18 protein-coding genes are annotated in these 17,943 nt (G+C 41.3%); 7 read left to right on the top strand and 11 right to left on the bottom strand.

The genetic code is table 11. From position 1 onward, the window contains the following. The 3 genes from argS to AWN68_RS11860 are packed head-to-tail and all read right to left on the bottom strand — an operon-like array spanning position 1 to position 3,750. The gene (argS, locus tag AWN68_RS11850; RefSeq protein ID WP_068415769.1) at positions 1-1,806 is read right to left on the bottom strand and encodes an arginine--tRNA ligase; all 1,806 of its coding nucleotides are present in this window, start codon (positions 1,804-1,806) and stop codon (positions 1-3) included. Between the two features lie 2 nt (positions 1,807-1,808). Further along, a complete protein-coding gene (gene rocF / locus AWN68_RS11855; RefSeq protein ID WP_068415772.1) occupies positions 1,809-2,759 on the bottom strand; it encodes an arginase in 951 nt (316 codons plus the stop codon). 16 nt (positions 2,760-2,775) lie between these two features. Further along, positions 2,776-3,750 (bottom strand): deoxyhypusine synthase family protein, encoded by a 975-nt coding sequence (locus AWN68_RS11860; protein ID WP_068415775.1) that lies wholly within the window; start codon positions 3,748-3,750, stop codon positions 2,776-2,778. Positions 3,751-4,104: 354 nt separating this feature from the next. Between AWN68_RS11860 and AWN68_RS11865 the strand changes: the two genes are divergently transcribed. Beyond that, positions 4,105-5,490, top strand: a complete 1,386-nt coding sequence (locus tag AWN68_RS11865; protein ID WP_068415778.1) for a type III PLP-dependent enzyme domain-containing protein — start codon at positions 4,105-4,107, stop codon at positions 5,488-5,490. 120 nt (positions 5,491-5,610) lie between these two features. On the opposite strand, the gene arsC is transcribed toward AWN68_RS11865, so the two are convergent. Beyond that, complete coding sequence (gene arsC / locus AWN68_RS11870; protein WP_068415781.1) at positions 5,611-5,952, bottom strand: arsenate reductase (glutaredoxin); 342 nt, start codon at positions 5,950-5,952, stop codon at positions 5,611-5,613. A gap of 91 nt (positions 5,953-6,043) precedes the next feature. On the opposite strand from arsC, the gene AWN68_RS11875 reads away from it, so the two are divergent. From AWN68_RS11875 to AWN68_RS11885, 3 genes are all read left to right on the top strand, one after another. Next, positions 6,044-6,577: a YfiT family bacillithiol transferase gene (locus tag AWN68_RS11875; RefSeq protein WP_068415783.1), complete on the top strand. Its 534-nt coding sequence runs from the start codon at positions 6,044-6,046 to the stop codon at positions 6,575-6,577. Between the two features lie 60 nt (positions 6,578-6,637). Beyond that, positions 6,638-7,027: a VOC family protein gene (locus AWN68_RS11880; protein ID WP_068415785.1), complete on the top strand. Its 390-nt coding sequence runs from the start codon at positions 6,638-6,640 to the stop codon at positions 7,025-7,027. Positions 7,028-7,093: 66 nt separating this feature from the next. Then, positions 7,094-7,897 carry an SUMF1/EgtB/PvdO family nonheme iron enzyme gene (locus AWN68_RS11885; RefSeq protein ID WP_068415788.1) on the top strand — a complete coding sequence of 268 codons (804 nt, stop codon included), beginning with the start codon at positions 7,094-7,096 and terminating at the stop codon, positions 7,895-7,897. 5 nt (positions 7,898-7,902) lie between these two features. Here AWN68_RS11885 and AWN68_RS11890 read toward each other — a convergent pair whose 3' ends face one another. From AWN68_RS11890 to AWN68_RS11900, 3 genes are all read right to left on the bottom strand, one after another. Continuing rightward, positions 7,903-9,312, bottom strand: coding sequence for an amidohydrolase family protein (locus AWN68_RS11890; RefSeq protein ID WP_068415790.1), 1,410 nt, complete (start codon positions 9,310-9,312; stop codon positions 7,903-7,905). Between the two features lie 84 nt (positions 9,313-9,396). Beyond that, positions 9,397-9,873: a GNAT family N-acetyltransferase gene (locus AWN68_RS11895; protein ID WP_068415792.1), complete on the bottom strand. Its 477-nt coding sequence runs from the start codon at positions 9,871-9,873 to the stop codon at positions 9,397-9,399. A gap of 26 nt (positions 9,874-9,899) precedes the next feature. Then, positions 9,900-10,571, bottom strand: a complete 672-nt coding sequence (locus tag AWN68_RS11900; protein ID WP_068415795.1) for a pyridoxamine 5'-phosphate oxidase family protein — start codon at positions 10,569-10,571, stop codon at positions 9,900-9,902. 82 nt (positions 10,572-10,653) lie between these two features. Between AWN68_RS11900 and AWN68_RS11905 the strand changes: the two genes are divergently transcribed. Both AWN68_RS11905 and AWN68_RS11910 read left to right on the top strand, forming a co-directional pair. Further along, positions 10,654-12,126 (top strand): aminotransferase-like domain-containing protein, encoded by a 1,473-nt coding sequence (locus tag AWN68_RS11905; RefSeq protein WP_068415798.1) that lies wholly within the window; start codon positions 10,654-10,656, stop codon positions 12,124-12,126. A 94-nt stretch (positions 12,127-12,220) separates the two neighbouring features. Next, a complete protein-coding gene (locus AWN68_RS11910) occupies positions 12,221-12,565 on the top strand; it encodes a YciI family protein (protein WP_068415801.1) in 345 nt (114 codons plus the stop codon). A 51-nt stretch (positions 12,566-12,616) separates the two neighbouring features. On the opposite strand, the gene AWN68_RS11915 is transcribed toward AWN68_RS11910, so the two are convergent. The 4 genes from AWN68_RS11915 to AWN68_RS11935 form a co-directional block, all read right to left on the bottom strand. After that, a complete protein-coding gene (locus tag AWN68_RS11915) occupies positions 12,617-13,405 on the bottom strand; it encodes an SDR family oxidoreductase (RefSeq protein WP_068415804.1) in 789 nt (262 codons plus the stop codon). A gap of 120 nt (positions 13,406-13,525) precedes the next feature. After that, a complete protein-coding gene (locus AWN68_RS11920; protein WP_068415807.1) occupies positions 13,526-14,029 on the bottom strand; it encodes a dihydrofolate reductase in 504 nt (167 codons plus the stop codon). Continuing rightward, positions 14,026-14,943 carry a methionyl-tRNA formyltransferase gene (gene fmt, locus AWN68_RS11925; RefSeq protein WP_245657999.1) on the bottom strand — a complete coding sequence of 306 codons (918 nt, stop codon included), beginning with the start codon at positions 14,941-14,943 and terminating at the stop codon, positions 14,026-14,028. The genes AWN68_RS11920 and fmt overlap by 4 nt, the downstream gene beginning before the upstream one ends. Positions 14,944-15,493: 550 nt before the next feature. Then, complete coding sequence (locus tag AWN68_RS11935) at positions 15,494-16,660, bottom strand: exo-beta-N-acetylmuramidase NamZ family protein (RefSeq protein WP_068415815.1); 1,167 nt, start codon at positions 16,658-16,660, stop codon at positions 15,494-15,496. Between the two features lie 51 nt (positions 16,661-16,711). On the opposite strand from AWN68_RS11935, the gene AWN68_RS11940 reads away from it, so the two are divergent. Then, positions 16,712-17,932, top strand: coding sequence for an ABC transporter permease (locus tag AWN68_RS11940; RefSeq protein ID WP_068415819.1), 1,221 nt, complete (start codon positions 16,712-16,714; stop codon positions 17,930-17,932). The last annotated feature ends 11 nt before the right edge of the window (positions 17,933-17,943 follow it).

Genomic DNA, 17,943 nt, shown 5'->3' on the forward strand with positions numbered 1-17,943 from the left:
TTACATGCGGTTTGGTACGTTGATGCCCAGTAAGTTCATGTTTACCTTAATAGTTTCAGCAGCCAAAGCTGAAAGGCCAACACGGAATTTTCGTTTTTCTAAGTCACCTTCGCTGAAGATAGATACTTCAGCATAAAAGCGATTGTACTCTTTTGCAATGTCATAAACATATTGTGCAATTACAGCTGGAGAGTAATCATTTGCTGCCAAAGCCACTTTTTCCGAATACTGACTTATCGCGTAAATCAAATCCTTTTCAGTGTCGTGCAAATCGGTGATTTGGCTGTAGTCAATCGCAGCAATATCAATATCGAGTTGCACTGCCTTGCGCACAATGGCACTAATTCTCGCGTAAGTATATTGAATGAAAGGGCCAGTGTTGCCTTGGAATTCGATGGACTCTTCAGGGTTGAAAAGCATTCTCTTTTTAGGGTCGACTTTCAGCAAGAAGTACTTGATAGCCCCCAAACCTAGTGTTTCATAAAGCTTACCCGCCTGGTCTTCCGTAAAACCTTCAATCTTACCCAGTTCTTCTGTTCTACTTTTGGCAGTGTCGGCCATTTGCTGAATCAAATCATCGGCATCTACAACTGTTCCTTCGCGTGATTTCATTTTCCCAGAAGGAAGATCAACCATACCGTAAGACAGGTGATAACAAGCCTCAGCCCATTTGTAACCCAATTTTTTCAAGATAAGGAAAAGCACCTTGAAGTGGTATTCCTGCTCGTTTCCCACGGTGTAAATGAGTTGAGAAAGCTCAGGGTAATCTTCATAACGCATGATGGCGGTGCCAATATCTTGCGTCATGTATACCGAAGTACCATCACTTCTGAGCAATAGTTTTTGATCTAAGCCTTCATCGGTTAAGTCTACCCAAATAGAACCGTCCTCTTTGGAATAAAAAACTCCTTTTTCAAGACCTTCCATTACACGGTCTCGGCCAATGAGATAGGTTTCACTTTCGTAATAAAGTTGATCGAAATCAACGCCCATGCGCTGATATGTATCTTCAAAACCAGCGTACACCCAACCGTTCATTTTTTCCCAAAGGGCATAAACTTCAGGATCTTTGGCCTCCCACTTCAAAAGCATTTCTTGGGCCTCAACAAAAATCGGAGCCTGCTTTTCAGCAGCTTCTTTTTCTATTCCATCGGCAACAAGAGTTGCAATTTCTTCTTTGTAAGCTTTGTCAAAAGCCACATAGTATTTTCCTACCAAGTGGTCGCCTTTGATCCCCGCAGTTTCTGGCGTTTCGCCTTCGCCAAACTTGAGCCAAGCCACCATTGACTTACAAATGTGAATACCGCGATCGTTGATGATCTGCACTTTCACGACTTTGTTACCATTGGCCTTCAAAATACGGGATACTGAATTGCCTAAAAAGTTATTTCTCAGGTGACCTAAGTGAAGTGGTTTATTGGTGTTGGGTGATGAATATTCCACCACCACAGTTCTATTCTTATCTTCAATGTTGAAAACAGGAGAGGCAGCTACATTTGCTCCATCGAAAATTTTAGCAAACAAATCTACTTGCGATCCTTCTGAAAGTTCTAGGTTTAAAAAGCCCTTCACCACATTATAATCGGCCACTACATTGGAAACATTTTCTTTTAAATATTCACCAATGGCTTGCCCTGTTTGCTCTGGATTTAGCTTAGAAATTCTTCCAAAAGGAAAAGTGACTAGGGTATATGTACCAGCAAAGTCTTTCCGTGTGGGTTGTAGAGCAATCTCTTCGGCAGAAATTGTATGATTGTACAGTGCTGCAAACGCAGCCGAGATTCCTTCTTTAATTTTTAATTCCATTCCTAGAAATTCTGGATCAATGACGCAGTTGTGGCTTCGAGAATTTCGAAAGCGTTGTTGGCCATTCTGTTTTCGGTGTCCAAAGTTGGGTTAACCTCTACGATTTCCCAACAACAAACACGCTTATCTTTGATTAATTCGATGTTTAACTCTAATGCTTGCTCCTTTGTAAGTCCTTCAGGAACGGGTGTGCCAGTTCCTACAGAAATGGAAGTATCTAAACTGTCCACGTCAAAGGAAATATAGATCTGATCACAGTCTTTCAATATTTCCATCGCTTCTTTCGAAACTTGCTGAACTCCTTTTTCGGTAACTTCCGCAGTAGTAAAATTCTTAATGCCGTGCTTTTTAATCAGATAGTCTTCCTCTGGTTCTGTATCACGTACACCAATGAAAACGATGTCTTCAGGTTTCATTTTGGGGCCACGCATACCAATAGATTTGATGCGCTCCCAAAGGGCTTCTGTTTCTTCTTCAATATCGTTTTGCTCGCACTCAATATTGTCGGTTGCTGTAGCCATGGCCAAAGGCATGCCGTGCATATTGCCAGAAGGTGTGGTATAAGGCGAATGAAAATCGGCATGTGCGTCAATCCAAATGGCGCCCAATCTTTTATCGGGATCAGCCTTTTTTATACCCGCAATAGTACCCGCAGCGGTAGAATGATCTCCCGCCAGCACAATTGGAAATAAGCCTTCAGCACGAAGATCACTTACCGCATCGCAAACTCTCTTGAGTACGGTAAAAACGCCTTCTCCGTATTTGGCGTTTTTAAACTTTGGCTCTTGAAATAAAAGGTCGTTTTCATTTTTCACCCTGATCGGCTGAAAACGTAAAAAGAAGTCGGAATGCTTACCTAAGCTAGCCACTTTCATGGCATCAATCCCCAAACTAGCGCCACGCGTACCAGCCGCTAACTCTGATCTAACTTCAACTAAGCGAATCTTTCTCATGTCTATAATGCTTTAATTACCAACCTAATACGTAAGCAAAAACCAATGGCGCTACAATTGTAGCGTCTGATTCGATGATGTACTTAGGTGTATCCATGTCTAGTTTACCCCAAGTAATTTTTTCGTTCGGAACTGCCCCAGAATACGAACCGTAGCTCGTGGTAGAGTCAGAAATTTGGCAGAAATAACTCCAGAAAGGAATTTTATCCATCTCCATGTCTTGGTAAAGCATTGGTACTACACAAATTGGGAAGTCGCCTGCGATACCTCCACCAATTTGGAAGAAGCCCACTCCTTTTCCTTCTGAGTTTTTCACGTACCAATCGGCCAAGAATGTCATGTATTCAATACCCGATTTCATGGTTGAAGGCTGCAATTCACCTTTAATGCAGTAGGAAGCAAAAATATTTCCCATGGTAGAATCTTCCCAACCTGGAACAATGATTGGAATGTTCTTTTGGGCTGCTGCTAACATCCAACTGTTGGCTGGATCGATTTCGTAAAATTGCTCTAAGTCGCCAGAAAGCAACATTTTGTACATGTACTCATGTGGTAAAAACCTCTCTCCTGCTTCTTCGGCACCTTTCCATTGCTTAAAGATTTTAGACTGTAAACGTCTAAATGCTTCTTCTTCTGGAATACAGGTGTCGGTAACACGGTTCAGGCCTTGCTCTAATAAGTCCCACTCATCTTGTGGGGTTAAATCTCTGTAATTCGGAACCCTTTTGTAATGCGAGTGCGCTACAAGGTTCATAATGTCTTCTTCCAGATTGGCACCCGTACATGAAATAATGGCCACCTTATCTTGACGAATCATTTCAGCAAACGATTTACCTAATTCCGCAGTACTCATTGCGCCTGCAAGTGTCACCATCATTTTTCCGCCTTCGGCCAAGTGTTTATTATAACCTTTGGCGGCATCTACCAAACTGGCAGCGTTAAAATGGAGGTAATGCTTTTCAATAAAATCGGATATCGGTTTCTGAGACATATTCATTTAATTTTTTAACGGTTCTAATAAGACTAAAATCGGTCATGGAACGGTCTGCAATTTGCTAAAATTCAATGACTATTTCATATTGAAAGCCCATTCTCTGCTGGGCCTATAAACTGCTCTTGTATTACAAGCTCTGAAAAAGAAGTATGGAAAGCAAAATAGCCTCACAAGCGATTTATTATCAATAAATTAGCGCTGAACACAAAACAGACATTCGAAAGCAAAAGAGCATTATCAAATGTCAGCTCATTTTTTTTGCTTTATGAATTAACATTTGATTGGCAAGCTTTCTTTTAAAAGTTCAGAAATTTCTAATATTGCAGCTTTCGAATTTTGTAAAAGCGGTAGATGAAAAGTTATTTCGACCTTATTGACCAGACCTTTGATTTTCCAACAGAAGAGTTTAAGGTAAATGGTAAGTACTTAGAGTTTCATGATGTTCCATTGAAGGACATTATTAAAGAACACGGAACGCCCCTGAGGCTTACTTATCTCCCCAAGATTTCGGAAAACATACAGAAAGCCAGAAAATGGTTCGAAAATTCAATTAAGAAGCATAAATACCAAGGGGATTATACTTACTGCTACTGCACCAAGTCATCTCATTTTAGTTTCGTGTTGGATGAAACGATCAAAAATGGTTGTCAATTAGAAACTTCTTCAGCTTTCGATATTCCAATCGTAAGAAGTCTTCATGCGAAAGGAAAAATTGACAAAGACATTCTAATTATTTGCAACGGTTTTAAAAGGCCGCTTTACACTCAGTATATTTCGGAGTTGATCAATGACGGATTTACCAATTGTATTCCTGTTTTGGACAACATGAATGAACTGGATGTTTATAAGGATTTGATCAAAGATGATTTCCAGGTGGCACTTCGAGTAGCCGCTGATGAAGAACCTAATTTTGAGTTCTACACCTCTCGCTTAGGTATCCGTTATGGCGATATTACCGATTACTACAAGGAGCACATTGAAGGTAGCCGCGCTACATTAAAAATGCTTCACTTCTTTATCAATACAGGCATTAAAGACACTGCTTACTACTGGAGTGAGTTGAGCCGCTTTATGTACAAGTATTGCGAGCTTAAAAAGATTTGTCCATCGTTAGACACGGTTGATATTGGTGGTGGTTTTCCAATTAAAACTTCGCTTACATTCGAGTACGACTACCAATATATGGTAGATCAAATTATAGAAAACATCAAGTGGATTTGCAACAAAAGCAATGTGCCTGTTCCAAACATTGTTACTGAATTCGGAAGCTTTACGGTAGGCGAAAGTGGTGCGTTCATCTACTCTATCCTCGATCAGAAATTACAAAACGACAAGGAGCTTTGGTACATGATTGATGGTTCGTTCATTACTCATTTACCTGATGCTTGGGGGTTAAGCCAAAAGTATATTCTGCTGGCCATCAATAAATGGGATCACCCTTTCCATAAAGTAAATATGGGCGGTCTTACTTGTGACAGTATGGATTACTATAACTCCGAAGCGCATACTTCTGAAGTATTTATGCCATTGATTGAAGAAGACGAAAATCTATATGTTGGCTTCTTCCATACTGGCGCTTACCAAGAGTCACTGGGTGGTTATGGTGGCATTCAGCATTGCTTGATACCTGCGCCTAAACACGTTTTGATTGACCATGATGAAAATGGAAAAATCAGAAGTCGTGTATTTGCTAAAGAGCAAGTGGAAGAGAGTATGCTGAAGATTCTGGGGTACTAAAAAAGTATTGAGGTGTTGAAGTATTAAAGTACGGAAGTACTTCATCTTCTAATTAAAAAATAGAAACGGGAACTAGGGTGTACAAGCAACCTGGTTCCCGTTTTACTTTTAGTCTCCTTTTCAAAGTAAGGACTTCACATTTTCTGGTGGGCGACCTAACACCGCTTTGTCTCCTTTTACCACAATTGGTCTTTCTATAAGCTTAGGATATTCCACCATCGCAGCAATCCATTCCTCTTCGGTGAGGGTTTTGCCCTTGAACTGCTCTTTATAAATGGCCTCTGATTTACGTACGATCGCTTCAGCCCTCATTCCTAATTTCTTGAGGATATCACGCAATTGATCTTCGGAAGGAGTTTCTTTCAAATACTCCACTATAGTGAGCATTTCGCCACTTTCTTCAATCATTTGAAGCGTTTGCCGACTTTTTTGGCAGCTGGGGTTATGATATATTTTCAACATATTTTAAGGTTTTAAATTTCTAATTGAGCAATTTTAATGTGCGCTGTTTATTTATTGAACCCGCCTGATCTAACACTTCAAAAATAGAAATATGACCGCTGACTTACGTTATCCAATTGGAAAATTTGATCCTCCTACCAATATTACATCTTCTGATGTTCACGGATACATTCAAAGAATTAAGGATACTCCTGAAAAACTCAAAAAAGCAGTTGAAGGTTTAACAGAAGCGCAACTCAATACGCCTTATCGTCCTGCTGGCTGGACGGTAAGACAGGTAATTCACCATGTAGCAGACAGCCATATGAATGCTTATATCCGTTTCAATTGGGCTTTAACAGAAGATTCTCCCCGAATAAAAGCCTACGATGAAAAGGCTTGGGCCGAATTATCATACCAAAACCAAGTACCCTTGGAGGTTTCTTTGAACCTAATAGCAAACCTGCATGAGCGCTGGGTACATTTGCTCAAGAGTATGTCGGAAGAAGACTTCAATCGAAACTACATTCACCCCGAAGGAGACAAAGTATATGTACTTAGAAAAGTTGCCGCCATGTATGCTTGGCATGGCGATCATCATATTGCACATATTACTTCATTGAGAGAAAGAATGGGCTGGAAATAGATTTTGGTACTTTAGTGCAACCTTTAAAGTCAAACAAATAGGTAGTTTTAAAAAAAGAAAATGAGTGATAGCAAAAAATCAATTTACGGAACCATTGGATGGTTTGATTTAACTGTACCAAATGCCACAACGGTGAAAGACTTTTACGCCAAAGTAACAGGATGGAAACCAGAGCCAGTTTCGATGGGAGAATATGATGACTATAACATGACAGTTGATGGTGAACCTAAAGCTGGTATATGTCATAAGCGCGGTGGCAACAGTGATATTCCTTCTCAATGGATGATGTACATTAATGTAAGAGATTTAGACCAAAGCCGATCTGAATGCATAGCGAATGGCGGCAAATTGATTACCGAAATTAAGAGTGCTGGCAGCATGGGGCGTTACTGTTTTATCGAAGACCCTGCTGGTGCAGTCTGTGCACTTTTTGAGCCTAAGGAAACCTAAAATTGCCAATTAAATATTGGTCTGCTAAAATAATTTCTTTGTAAATTTATCTTCTAAAGATATCCTATGAAAGCTCTTTTCCCACTTATATTTCTCTTTTTTGGTTTTAAACCTACCTCAGAACCCGCCTGCATTACCTGTGATCAAGACCGAGGTTACCTATGTGCTTCTAACACATTGGCCATGAATGCTCGTTTGTGCATGGACATGTCAGAAGTGTCTGGACAGATGTATAAAGTCTTTTTACTAGATCTGAAGAAGAAGCATGGAGAGAAGTCAGACGAATATACTTCCAACATACCCAACTGGGAAATCTGGAAAGAACTTTACCCTGTTAAAACAGCACCAGAGATTTCAAAATTATTCTTTGAGACTACCACTTTTGCCTTAGCCCCTATGGTAGGGATTAGCTATGACCAAGCCGTTATGTTTGCAAAATGGCGTACTGAAGCTTTCAAGAAAGAGCTCGCAGGCATGAAGGAAAAAGAAAGAGAAGCTTTCCCTAAAAAATTTGAATTCAGATTACCTACGCCTAGTGAATGGTCTAGGATGAGGTTTATGAACCAAGATAAAGGACTTCTCAAACAAGTGAGCAAAATTACTGATGCTTATAAGAAAGAGTTTAAAATCGATAAAAACGACTTCTTGAATAATAGCACCACGGTTCACGATGTTTTCTCAACCATGGATGAAAAATTGGGTCTATTCGGTTTACATGACAATGTAGCTGAGATGACTTCTGAAAGAGGAGTAGCCATGGGCGGAAGTTGGAACAACAAAAGCACTGAAACAGATTTCATGAAAACATCAGAATTCACTGCCCCTCAAGCTTGGTTAGGTTTCAGATGTATTTTTGAAATTATTGAATAGGCCAATTACTTCCTCAACTGCTCCAACATTCCCTTTAAATCTTGCTCAGAGAAAATCTTTGTGCCTAAAACTAGCGTATTGATGGCTCGAGTGTTGGTAATATCTACCAACGGATTGGCATTAAGAATGAGTAAATCAGAAGACTTACCAGCCTCCACCGAACCATAGAAGCCCTCCATTTTCATGAATTTTGCACCATTGATAGTCGCGGTACGAAGTGCTTCGGCAGGTGTTAAGCCAGCCGCCACCAAAGCCTCTAACTCCTGATGAAGCGAAAGGCCCTGATATACATAAGAGTTAGACGCCCCAGAATCAGAACCCGCCAAAAGTGAAACTCCAGCAGCCTGCATTTTAGGGATCAACTTTTCGAAAGTACTGTTCAGCTCATGCCGCTCTGCAATGGCTTTTTCATTCGCCCGCATGGCACTTCTGATTCTCCCTTGATAGGTTTTGATAATTCCATCGCCTACATAGTTAAGGTACTCGTCATTCTCGTGATTATCCCTGTCTAAATAGGAAAGCGTATTCCCAATATGCTTGGTAGGTACCACATAAGTATTGTGCGTTTTCAACATGTCAAAAACAGTTTGTGCTTGAGACTCATCATAAGTAGCAATCAGTTTATCCATAGAACCCCAAAAGCCAGCCTTGCCATCAATTACATCTTGTGTTATTTCTTTTTCTTGGGTCGAAGCGCCTTTGAGGATATAATAAAGGTGCTCCACAGAGCCCAATCCCGCGTTTACCGCATCTTCCAACATTACTGTAAAAGGCATATGACCAGAGGTGGTGATTCCTCTTTTTTTGGCCTCTTCAATAATCCAGATGTAAGCCTCTTTAGAAATAGTGCTGTCATAAATTTTGATGAAGTCCACCCCCATATTTTCGAGGGAATCCACACCTTGAATTACCTCTTCCTTAGTCGTTACAGGAATCGAACCGGCCCATGTTCCGCGTGGGCCATCTAACTTTGGTCCAGAAGTAAAAATCACTGGACCTGTAAGTGTACCTGACTTAATTTCATTCCTCCACTTAAAAATTTCAGATGTCATATCACCACCAGCTTCGCGAACACCAGTAACGCCATTGGCAATAAATAAAGGGAGCAGGTTCTTATTCTCTTCAATCAATTCTTCCCCGCCTCTAAAGTGTACATGCATGTCCCAAAGCCCAGGAATAACGAATTTACCTGTAGCGTCAATGGTTTTGGCAGCGGTGTAGTCACTATGAGTTCCAGCTTCGCGAACAAAAATGATGGTGTCATTTCGAATCCCAATCTGCTGATCTGGAATCAATTCCCCCGTTTTCACATCCACCACATTGGCATGATCGATCAGCAAATCAAGCTTCGTTTTTTCTGAAGTGGCACAAGAAAAGAGAAAGACAGTAAGGAGTAATAGAGAGAGTTTTTTCATAGTCAGGCTTCCGATTAATACCCTAACCTATTCATTATTAAGAAGCTCTGAAATGTTAATTTTTTGAGTGGTAGCCAGTTGGGGCTATTGTAATCTGTCCATCACCAAACTCAACCTATAAAACAACGTATCAATTGGGTTGCTCAAAAAGTCAGTCGGGAGCTCTTTTTCATCGATTTTCTGAAATCCGTGTTTTTGGTAGAAGCTTTGCGCGGCTTTAAATTGAGTCATTGTACCTAAATAGATATATTCAAGCTGACCTTTCTTAGCCTCCACAAGGGCAGTTTGAAGTAGTAGATTTGCAACATTGTGAACCAGACCCCTGAATTCCTTTTTGAGCATCATTTTCTTTAAAATCCCATACTCATGTTTAATAATCATCAAGCCAGCAGTCCCAACCACTTGACCTTCGAACGTGGCCACCCAATACTTATCTGGAAAAGCAACCGAATTGCTTTGTTGTCCACCCATAATAGGCTCGGTAAACTCTTCTGCAATTTCTTGAATCATAAAGTCAATACCAGCCTGATACTTTGATTCGTATGGAACAATTTCGATCATGTGATTTTCTAATGTGGTGAGGAAATCTAACGCTTCACCCCCTTATTCTGAAACCTAAAATTCAATACAGAAGCGGGGGTCTCTAAACCTGCTTTGCAATCCTCGTTCTTAACAGCTCTGCCAGGATGGGCTTCAATTTCCAACACTCCTGCCCAAACATCCAAATCATGATCAAAGGCTTCGTCAACCGCTCCTTCGTCACGTACTTTGGCAGAAGCTTCTGTGATGTCAATGCCAATGACCAGGGTGCTGTTCAATTCCTTTTCATTGGGCTCGCGAGCTTCTGCCCAGCGACCAGCGATAATGTTTTCAGTGATGATCTCTAATGCTTCCATTTTCTCGGCAGGATCTTCAATCAATACAGGTGAACCAAAAACCACCACCGACCTATAATTTACCGAATGATGAAATACCGAACGCGCCAGTACAAGCCCGTCCAAATGAGCGACTGACAAACTCACTTTCTCTTGCTCCAAAAGCGAAAGCATCATTCTGTTCTTCATGGAACCATGAATCAACAGTCGATCTCCTTTTCGACCATAGGCCGTTGGTATTACAATGGCAGCGTTTTCATGCACATAGGGCACATGACAAAGGAAATGTGAATCGAGGATTTCGTAGACCAAAGCCTTATCGTAGAGTGCTCTCTTGCTTCCTCGGATCACCTTATTGTAAGTGGATTTAGAAAATTCAGTCATAATATTGTTGTTATATGCTACGAATATCTAAATTGATCGGACTATTAATGTAATCCACTTTAGCACTACTCAGTAGTCCACTATGATATCATTTAAGAATTTAATCCACATAGATCGCAGCGCTGAAACGCCCATTTATCTTCAGCTGCACAACGCCATCATTAACATGATCAAATCGGGAGTGATTAAAAGTGGCGCCAAACTACCCGGCACAAGGAGTCTTTCCTTGCAAATTGGTTTGCACCGAAAAACAGTGATTGCAGCCTATGACGAATTAATGGGACAAGGTTGGATCTCCACCATTCCAGCTAAAGGCACTTTTGTAAGCGACAAACTCCCTGAAGTAAAACCACGGGGGCAAGGTGTTGGAAAAGGACTAAAAATTGAAGCTGGCTTTTCATTCGAAGAGAGAAAGTACCTCCATCGCCCTTATGCGCAGTTACCTTCAATGCTAACGATCGATGAGGGAATTCCAGACGTTCGGATTGCGCCCATCGTTGAAATTCTGCGCCATTACCGCAGCATTGTATCACGCAGTTACAATGCTAAGTATTTGAGTTATGGCTCCTTCTTTGGCGATGACTCCTTACGTGAAGTTTTAGCCAATTACCTTCAGGAAACTAGAGGGATTACTTGCTCAAAGGAAAATATCCTGATCACCCGAGGGAGCCAAATGGGAATGTATTTGGCCTCGCAATTGATTCACCAAAAAGGAGGTTTTAGTATTGTAGGGGAAACCAATTACATTGCCGCAAGCCTAACTTTGACCGATGCTGGCGCTTCGCTACTTCGGGTAAGGGTGGATGAAAACGGTTTGAACACCAATGATATTCAAGCGCTCTGCGAAAAGCATAAAATCAAATCGGTGTATGTTACTTCCCACCATCATCACCCCACTACGGTAACGCTTAGCCCCGAAAGAAGGCTGCATTTAATCGAACTGGCACATCAATACGGTTTTGCCATTTTGGAAGATGACTATGACTATGACTTCCATTATCAGCGGGCTCCACTTTTGCCCTTGGCCAGTGCCGATGAAGGAAATCATGTGATTTACATTGGTGCGGTATGTAAAATCATTGCACCCGCCATTCGTGTGGGCTACATGGTAGGACCAACTGATTTTATTGCGGCAGCAGCGCATTTAAGAAGAACCATAGACCGCCAAGGCGACACCATATTAGAAAGGGCTTTGGCACAAATGATTGAGCAAGGCGACCTTCAGCGACACAGTAGAAAAGCACTCAAACTATATCACGAACGGAGAGTTCATTTCCATCAATTACTCACTGATCACCTTTCAGAATTCATCAGTTTTAGTGTTCCCGAAGGCGGAATGGCTTTTTGGGTGACGCTAAAAAAAGACATGAATTGGGAGGCCATTGCCAAAACTTGCTTGGAGAATCAAATGGTAATTCCTGATTGGAAAAACTACGATAGCCATAATTCAGGTCATAATGGTATCCGTTTGGGCTTTGCTTCCTTAAATTTTGAAGAACAAACCAAGGCCATTCTCATTCTGAAATCTGCCATGAAAAAAGAAAGTCAAAATTAATTTCGCGAAATTGTCCCCTACTTACCATGACTTTCGTCAATAGGGTGAATCTCAAAAAGAGAACTCGATTTTTAAACCATAATTTTTTAACACGATGAAAAAGTTTTTATACCTGTTTAGAGGTGGCGATGCAAGAATGGCCGAAATGTCTCCAGAAGAAGTGCAAGCTGAAATGGCCAAGTGGGGCGAATGGATGCAAGGTTTGGCCGAAAAAGGTCAATTGATTGATGGTTTGCCGTTGAAAGCCGAAGGCATGCAAGTATCAAAAGGTGGACAATTGGTTACCGATGGCCCTTTTGCGGAAGGTGCTGAAATTGTTGGTGGTTACTTGATGGTAAACGCTACCGATATGAATCAAGCAATTGAATTGTCTAAAGGTTGCCCAATCTTAAATGCTAAAGATGGCAATATCGAAGTAAGAGAAATTGCTGATATGTAAGATTTTAGAGAAGTCGCTTTTGATCAATCATGGCGACTTCTTTTTAGAAAACTACCTCACTTTGACTTTCTTGATTAATCTGGCAAATAAGCCTGGAACAAAACGCTTGGCATAAGCTCCGTAAGATTCCTTACCAATATAAACCTCGCGTTTTTCTTTTTGGATCGCCTTAATGATAGCTTTGGCACAGTCTTCTGCGGAAATTCCATTGGCTTGGGCATCGTCCATAACATTGGCTTTTGAGCCATCGCCCACCAAGGCATTTACTGACACATTGGTTTTCACGAAACCCGGTGCGGCTATCGTTACTTTGATTCCATCATCTTCAAGTTCGGCACGAAGACTATCATAAAAACCATGAAGCGCATGTTTTGTGGCCGCATAGCCAGACCGATAAGGTGTTCCGAAAATTCCAGTCAGGCTCGTCACCACTACAAAATGACCGTTTCCCTTTTCGAGCATATGTGGCAGCAGGTTTTTGGCCAAAGCAATATTTCCAAAGTAGTTGACTTCCATCAAATTTCGATCAACCTCAAGTTTAGTGTCCTTTACCAAAGACCGCTGACTGATACCGCCATTATTGATCAAAATATCCACCTGCCCGAAAAGAGCAATGGCTTCGTTGGTCTTTATGGCCAAGCTATCGGCTTCAGCTAAATCGAGGGTGAGAATTTTGATGTTGTCTTGATTGGAGCAATTAGACTTCACCCTTTCCAATTCGGCTAGTCTGCGGGCAGAGAGAATCAGTTGAGCCCCTTCGGCAGAAAGCTGCATGGCCAAAGCTTCTCCAATTCCTGAAGAAGCGCCCGTGATCCAAATGGTTTTGTTGGTTAAAGACATATTTTAATTCTTCTATCAGCACACAACCCTCCAAGAGTTCTAATCCGATATTGGCTGTAAATTGTACTTTAACGAAGGAGTTGACTATTAACTCTTGGAGGGTTAGCCAACTAAAACGTATTACTTCCGAACATAAGTTACAAAGTCAAAAGCATATTTATGCTTTTCATCGGCTTCATGATGCTCTCTTCCTTCTTCCTTCCATTCACTTTTATCGAATTTTGGAAAGAAAGTATCTGCTCCTTCGATTACCGCTTCTACTTCCGTAATCAACATTCTATCCACCAAACCTTTTTCAATGGCTTCGGTATAAATTTTCCCTCCACCAATGATCATGCATTCGCTCAATCCTTGTTTTTCACAATAGGCCAAAGCCTCTTCTAAGCTATGCGTTACTACATGGCCTTCAGGCATTTCAAAATCTTTATTTCGCGTGATCACCACCGAAGTACGGTTGGGCAGGGGCTTGCCAAGCGACTCGTAAGTTTTTCGCCCCATCAGAATATGATTTCCTGAGGTAACGGTCTTGAAGAATTTGAAATCATCGGGCAGGCGCCAAAGCAAATCGTTGTCTTTGCCAATGGCATAGTTTTCTGAAATCGCTACTACAATGGTCCTGATCATAATTGTGTTCCTCTTAAAAACGATTCGATATCCATTCGTTTTTTTCCTTCCATTTGCAATTCGGTAATGGCCAAAGCGCCCGTTCCTGTTTGAATATGAAGGAAAGTTTTATTGTCGGTTTTGTACTCGCCTGGCTCAGTTCTTTTTGCTGAATCCATTTTTTTAGTAGCGAAAATTTTGAAATTTTTATCGTTAATGCACGTCCATGCCGCAGGGTAAGGCGATAAACCTCGAATGAAATTATAGACTTCTTCGGTCGGTTTCTTCCAGTCGATCTCGCAGGTCTCTTTAAATATTTTAGGCGCATGCTTAATCTCCACCGACTCGTCTTGTGGCAGTTGCGGATAATCACCTGCTTCAATGGCTCGAACCGTTTTAAGCACCAATTTGGCACCACGCTGCATTAGTCTTTCATATACATCGCCTACATTGTCTTCTTCGCCAATGGGTTCTTTTTCTTGGAAAATAACATTTCCCGTATCAATCTCATGTTTCAGGAAGAAGGTGGTCACCCCCGTTTCCTTTTCACCATTAATAATCGCCCAGTTAATAGGCGCTGCGCCTCGGTATTGCGGCAACAAAGAACCATGTAGGTTGAAAGTACCAATTTCGGGCATGTCCCAAACGGCTACTGGCAGCATCCTAAAAGCCACCACAATTTGCAGGTTGGCATTGTAGCTTTTCAGCTCTTCTAAAAACTCTGGCGACTTTAAATTGGTAGGTTGTAACACAGGAATCTCCTGCGAAACAGCATAGTCCTTCACAGGCGTAGTGGTTAATTTTTGCCCCCTGCCTTTCGGACGGTCAGGCGCAGTTACCACGGCCACCACATTGACGCCATTCTCTACCAAAATTTGTAAGCTAGGCACCGCAAACTCAGGCGTGCCCATATATATAATTCTTAAGTCTTTCATTTAAATTAATATGTCAACATATTTATTAGGATCACGGTTGGGAAATATATTAAGAAGCAAACCAGATCAAAGCGATTTAATCTTCTCTCGTCCCATAAAGCATCTTGTGACCTACTTAGTGCCGCGAATTCAACGTTCATCAGTTTTAAGCTATAATATCTAAATAGTTGATAAAGAAGAAGCAGAACCCAAGTGTATTTTAGACCACTAATTCCATTCCCGCGAACAAACTGAAACTCAGCGTTTGAACTAAACTCAATGTATATGTACAAATGTATAAAGGAAATGGCAAACCAAATTAGCCATACATTCATCTTTCGCATTGACTTATAATTGAAAAAGTATAAACAGAGATGAGTCCCTATGGTATACCCTAAACCCCAATCCTTGACATTTGTAAATAGGTCTTGTTGCCAAAAGATCAAGCTTGTCAGGGTACTGTAACAAGTAATAGTAATAAAATCCCACCAGTCCAGTTTTTCAAAATAGATAAACCTTAATACTGAGCGGTCTTTAGAGAAAGGATTATAGTCATTCATAATCCATACTTTTATTCAAAATCAGTATAGAGCAAATATTGTTTTCGCTTGGCCTTATAAGCGTTCAAACCCTCTTGCCAAGTCGCTTTAATTTCTTCCTCTGTCATTCCAGCTTCAATCTGCTTTCGCAGTTCGGCAGTTCCAGCCAAAAGGGTAAGGTAATCTTTGAAGAACTCGGTTTTGTCTTTTAAGGCTTCGTAATAAGTAATCAAATAGCGCAGGGTTAACTCATGCGGTTGATCTACTCCAGAAAAGCTTTGACCATAGCATTCTTCTCCTTCCAGTGGCGGGTATTTAGAGCCTTCATTGGGTTGCGGAGTGAAAGTGTAGGAACCCGAACTAAAATCAGGATGGCCAATCACTTCGTAAGGAAAATCGGTTCCTCGCCCTACGCTCACTACCGTACCTTCAAAAAAACCGAGGGAAGGATAAAGCGCAATTGCGTTATCGGTCGGTAAATTGGGCGAAGGTTTTACAGACAATAAATAAGTAGCATTGTGATCCCAGCCTTTCATTTTAATGACGGTCAAATCAGCTTTTACGCTATTTTCTAACCACCCTTCTCCATTAATCATTTGCGCCAATTCACCCACCGTGAGGCCATGAACAACCGGAATTGGATGCATGGCAATAAAACCATTGACGCTATCCTCTTTTACTGGGCCGTCAATGTACATGCCGTTCGGATTGGGTCTATCGAACACAATGACCTGTTTGTTATTTTCAGCTGCGGCCTCCATAATATAATGCATGGTACTGATGAAAGTGTAAAAGCGAATCCCCACATCTTGAATATCAAATATGAGCACGTCCACATCTTCCAGCATTTCTGGGGTTGGTTTTTTATTGCTCCCGTAAATCGAAACGATTGGAATGCCTGTTTTTTCGTCTTTCGAATCGTTTACTTTTTCACCATCTGGCGCTTCGCCCCTAAAGCCGTGCTCTGGTGCCATTACTTTTTTAATGTCAACGCCCAAGCTGTGCAGCGTATCTACCAAATGCGTTTGCCCCACCAGAGAAGTCTGATTGACCACCAGGGCCACCCGTTTTCCTTCGAGCAAGGGGAGATATTCCTGTATTCTTTCGGCTCCTACTTGAAGGGCTTCCTTTTGCTCGGTTTGCGATTGACAGCCAAAACATGTCATTAAAATAAAAAGGGCGGATAGCAGTCTATTCATTCGGTTCGTTATCTTTGAAATTTAACGGTAGCATCAAAATTAACCATATTCTTGAACCTCCCTTATTTCATAGCAAAAAGAATCAGCGATCCGGGCGATAACAGCTTCTCGGCCGTTATTCATAAAATTGCCATTGCCAGCGTTTCGCTGGGTTTGGCCATTATGATGATTGCTTTTTTTGTGCTTGGGGGTTTTCAGGAAAACATCAAAGACAAAATTTTTAGCTTTTCCGGCCACATTCAAATCAAAAAATTCTCCCTAAATAATTCCTATGAGGAAGAACCGATTGTGATTGATGCAGAGCGCATGGCGGCATTGATGGAAGATCCTTATGTGGAGCATGTCCAAGAATACGCGCACAAACCGGGTTTAATTTCTAAGGATGACGAAGTGTACGAAGTGCTTTTCAAAGGAGTAACGCCTAATTTCAACAAAGCCCTGTTTGATAAATACATGGTGGAAGGCGAATTCATTAGTTTTAATGACAGCATTTCTACCGATTCAGATGTGATAATCAGTTCTAAAATGGCCAAAAACATGGGCTTGAAGATTGGTGATAAGGTAATCAACTACTTTATTATGGACCCCCCAAAAACCCGCAGGGTAACCGTAAAAGGCATTTACAGCACTGGCCTCGACACTTTTGACGACAGGATAATGATTGGTAACATTAATGTGTTGCGCAGCCTAAATGGCTGGGAGGACGACCAAGTAGGAGGCTATGAAGTTTACCTCAAAAACATAGATGACATTGCGGCTGCGGATGATTCCATCATTGGCAAATTAAGCATAGAACATTATACAGAAAGGGTAGACGATAAATTCGTTCAGATTTTTGACTGGCTCAATCTGCTCAGCAAAAACGTGAGCATCTTCATCTGGCTAATTCTATTGGTGGCCTCATTTAATATGGTTTCGGTATTGTTTATTCTCATTATGGAGCGTACCCAAATGATTGGCACTTTCAAGGCATTGGGCGCCTCGAATAGCCTGATCAGAAGAATATTTTCCTACAATGGTTTTAGGTTAGTACTCAAAGGTTTGTTGGTGGGCAATGCGATAGCCATTGGTTTTGCTTTACTTCAAGATTTCTTCCACATCATTCCCCTAGATGCTGCCAACTATTATATGGAGTATGTGCCCATTGATTGGGATTGGTCAGTGACCATCGGACTCAATTTACTGACCTTGATCTTGGTGTCCTTAGTGCTGATTATTCCTACGGCCATCATCGCCAGAATAAAACCAGTAACGGCCATCAGGTTTAATTGATTTGAACTCTT

The organism is Roseivirga echinicomitans (assembly GCF_001592935.1).
Taxonomy (GTDB): domain Bacteria; phylum Bacteroidota; class Bacteroidia; order Cytophagales; family Cyclobacteriaceae; genus Roseivirga; species Roseivirga echinicomitans.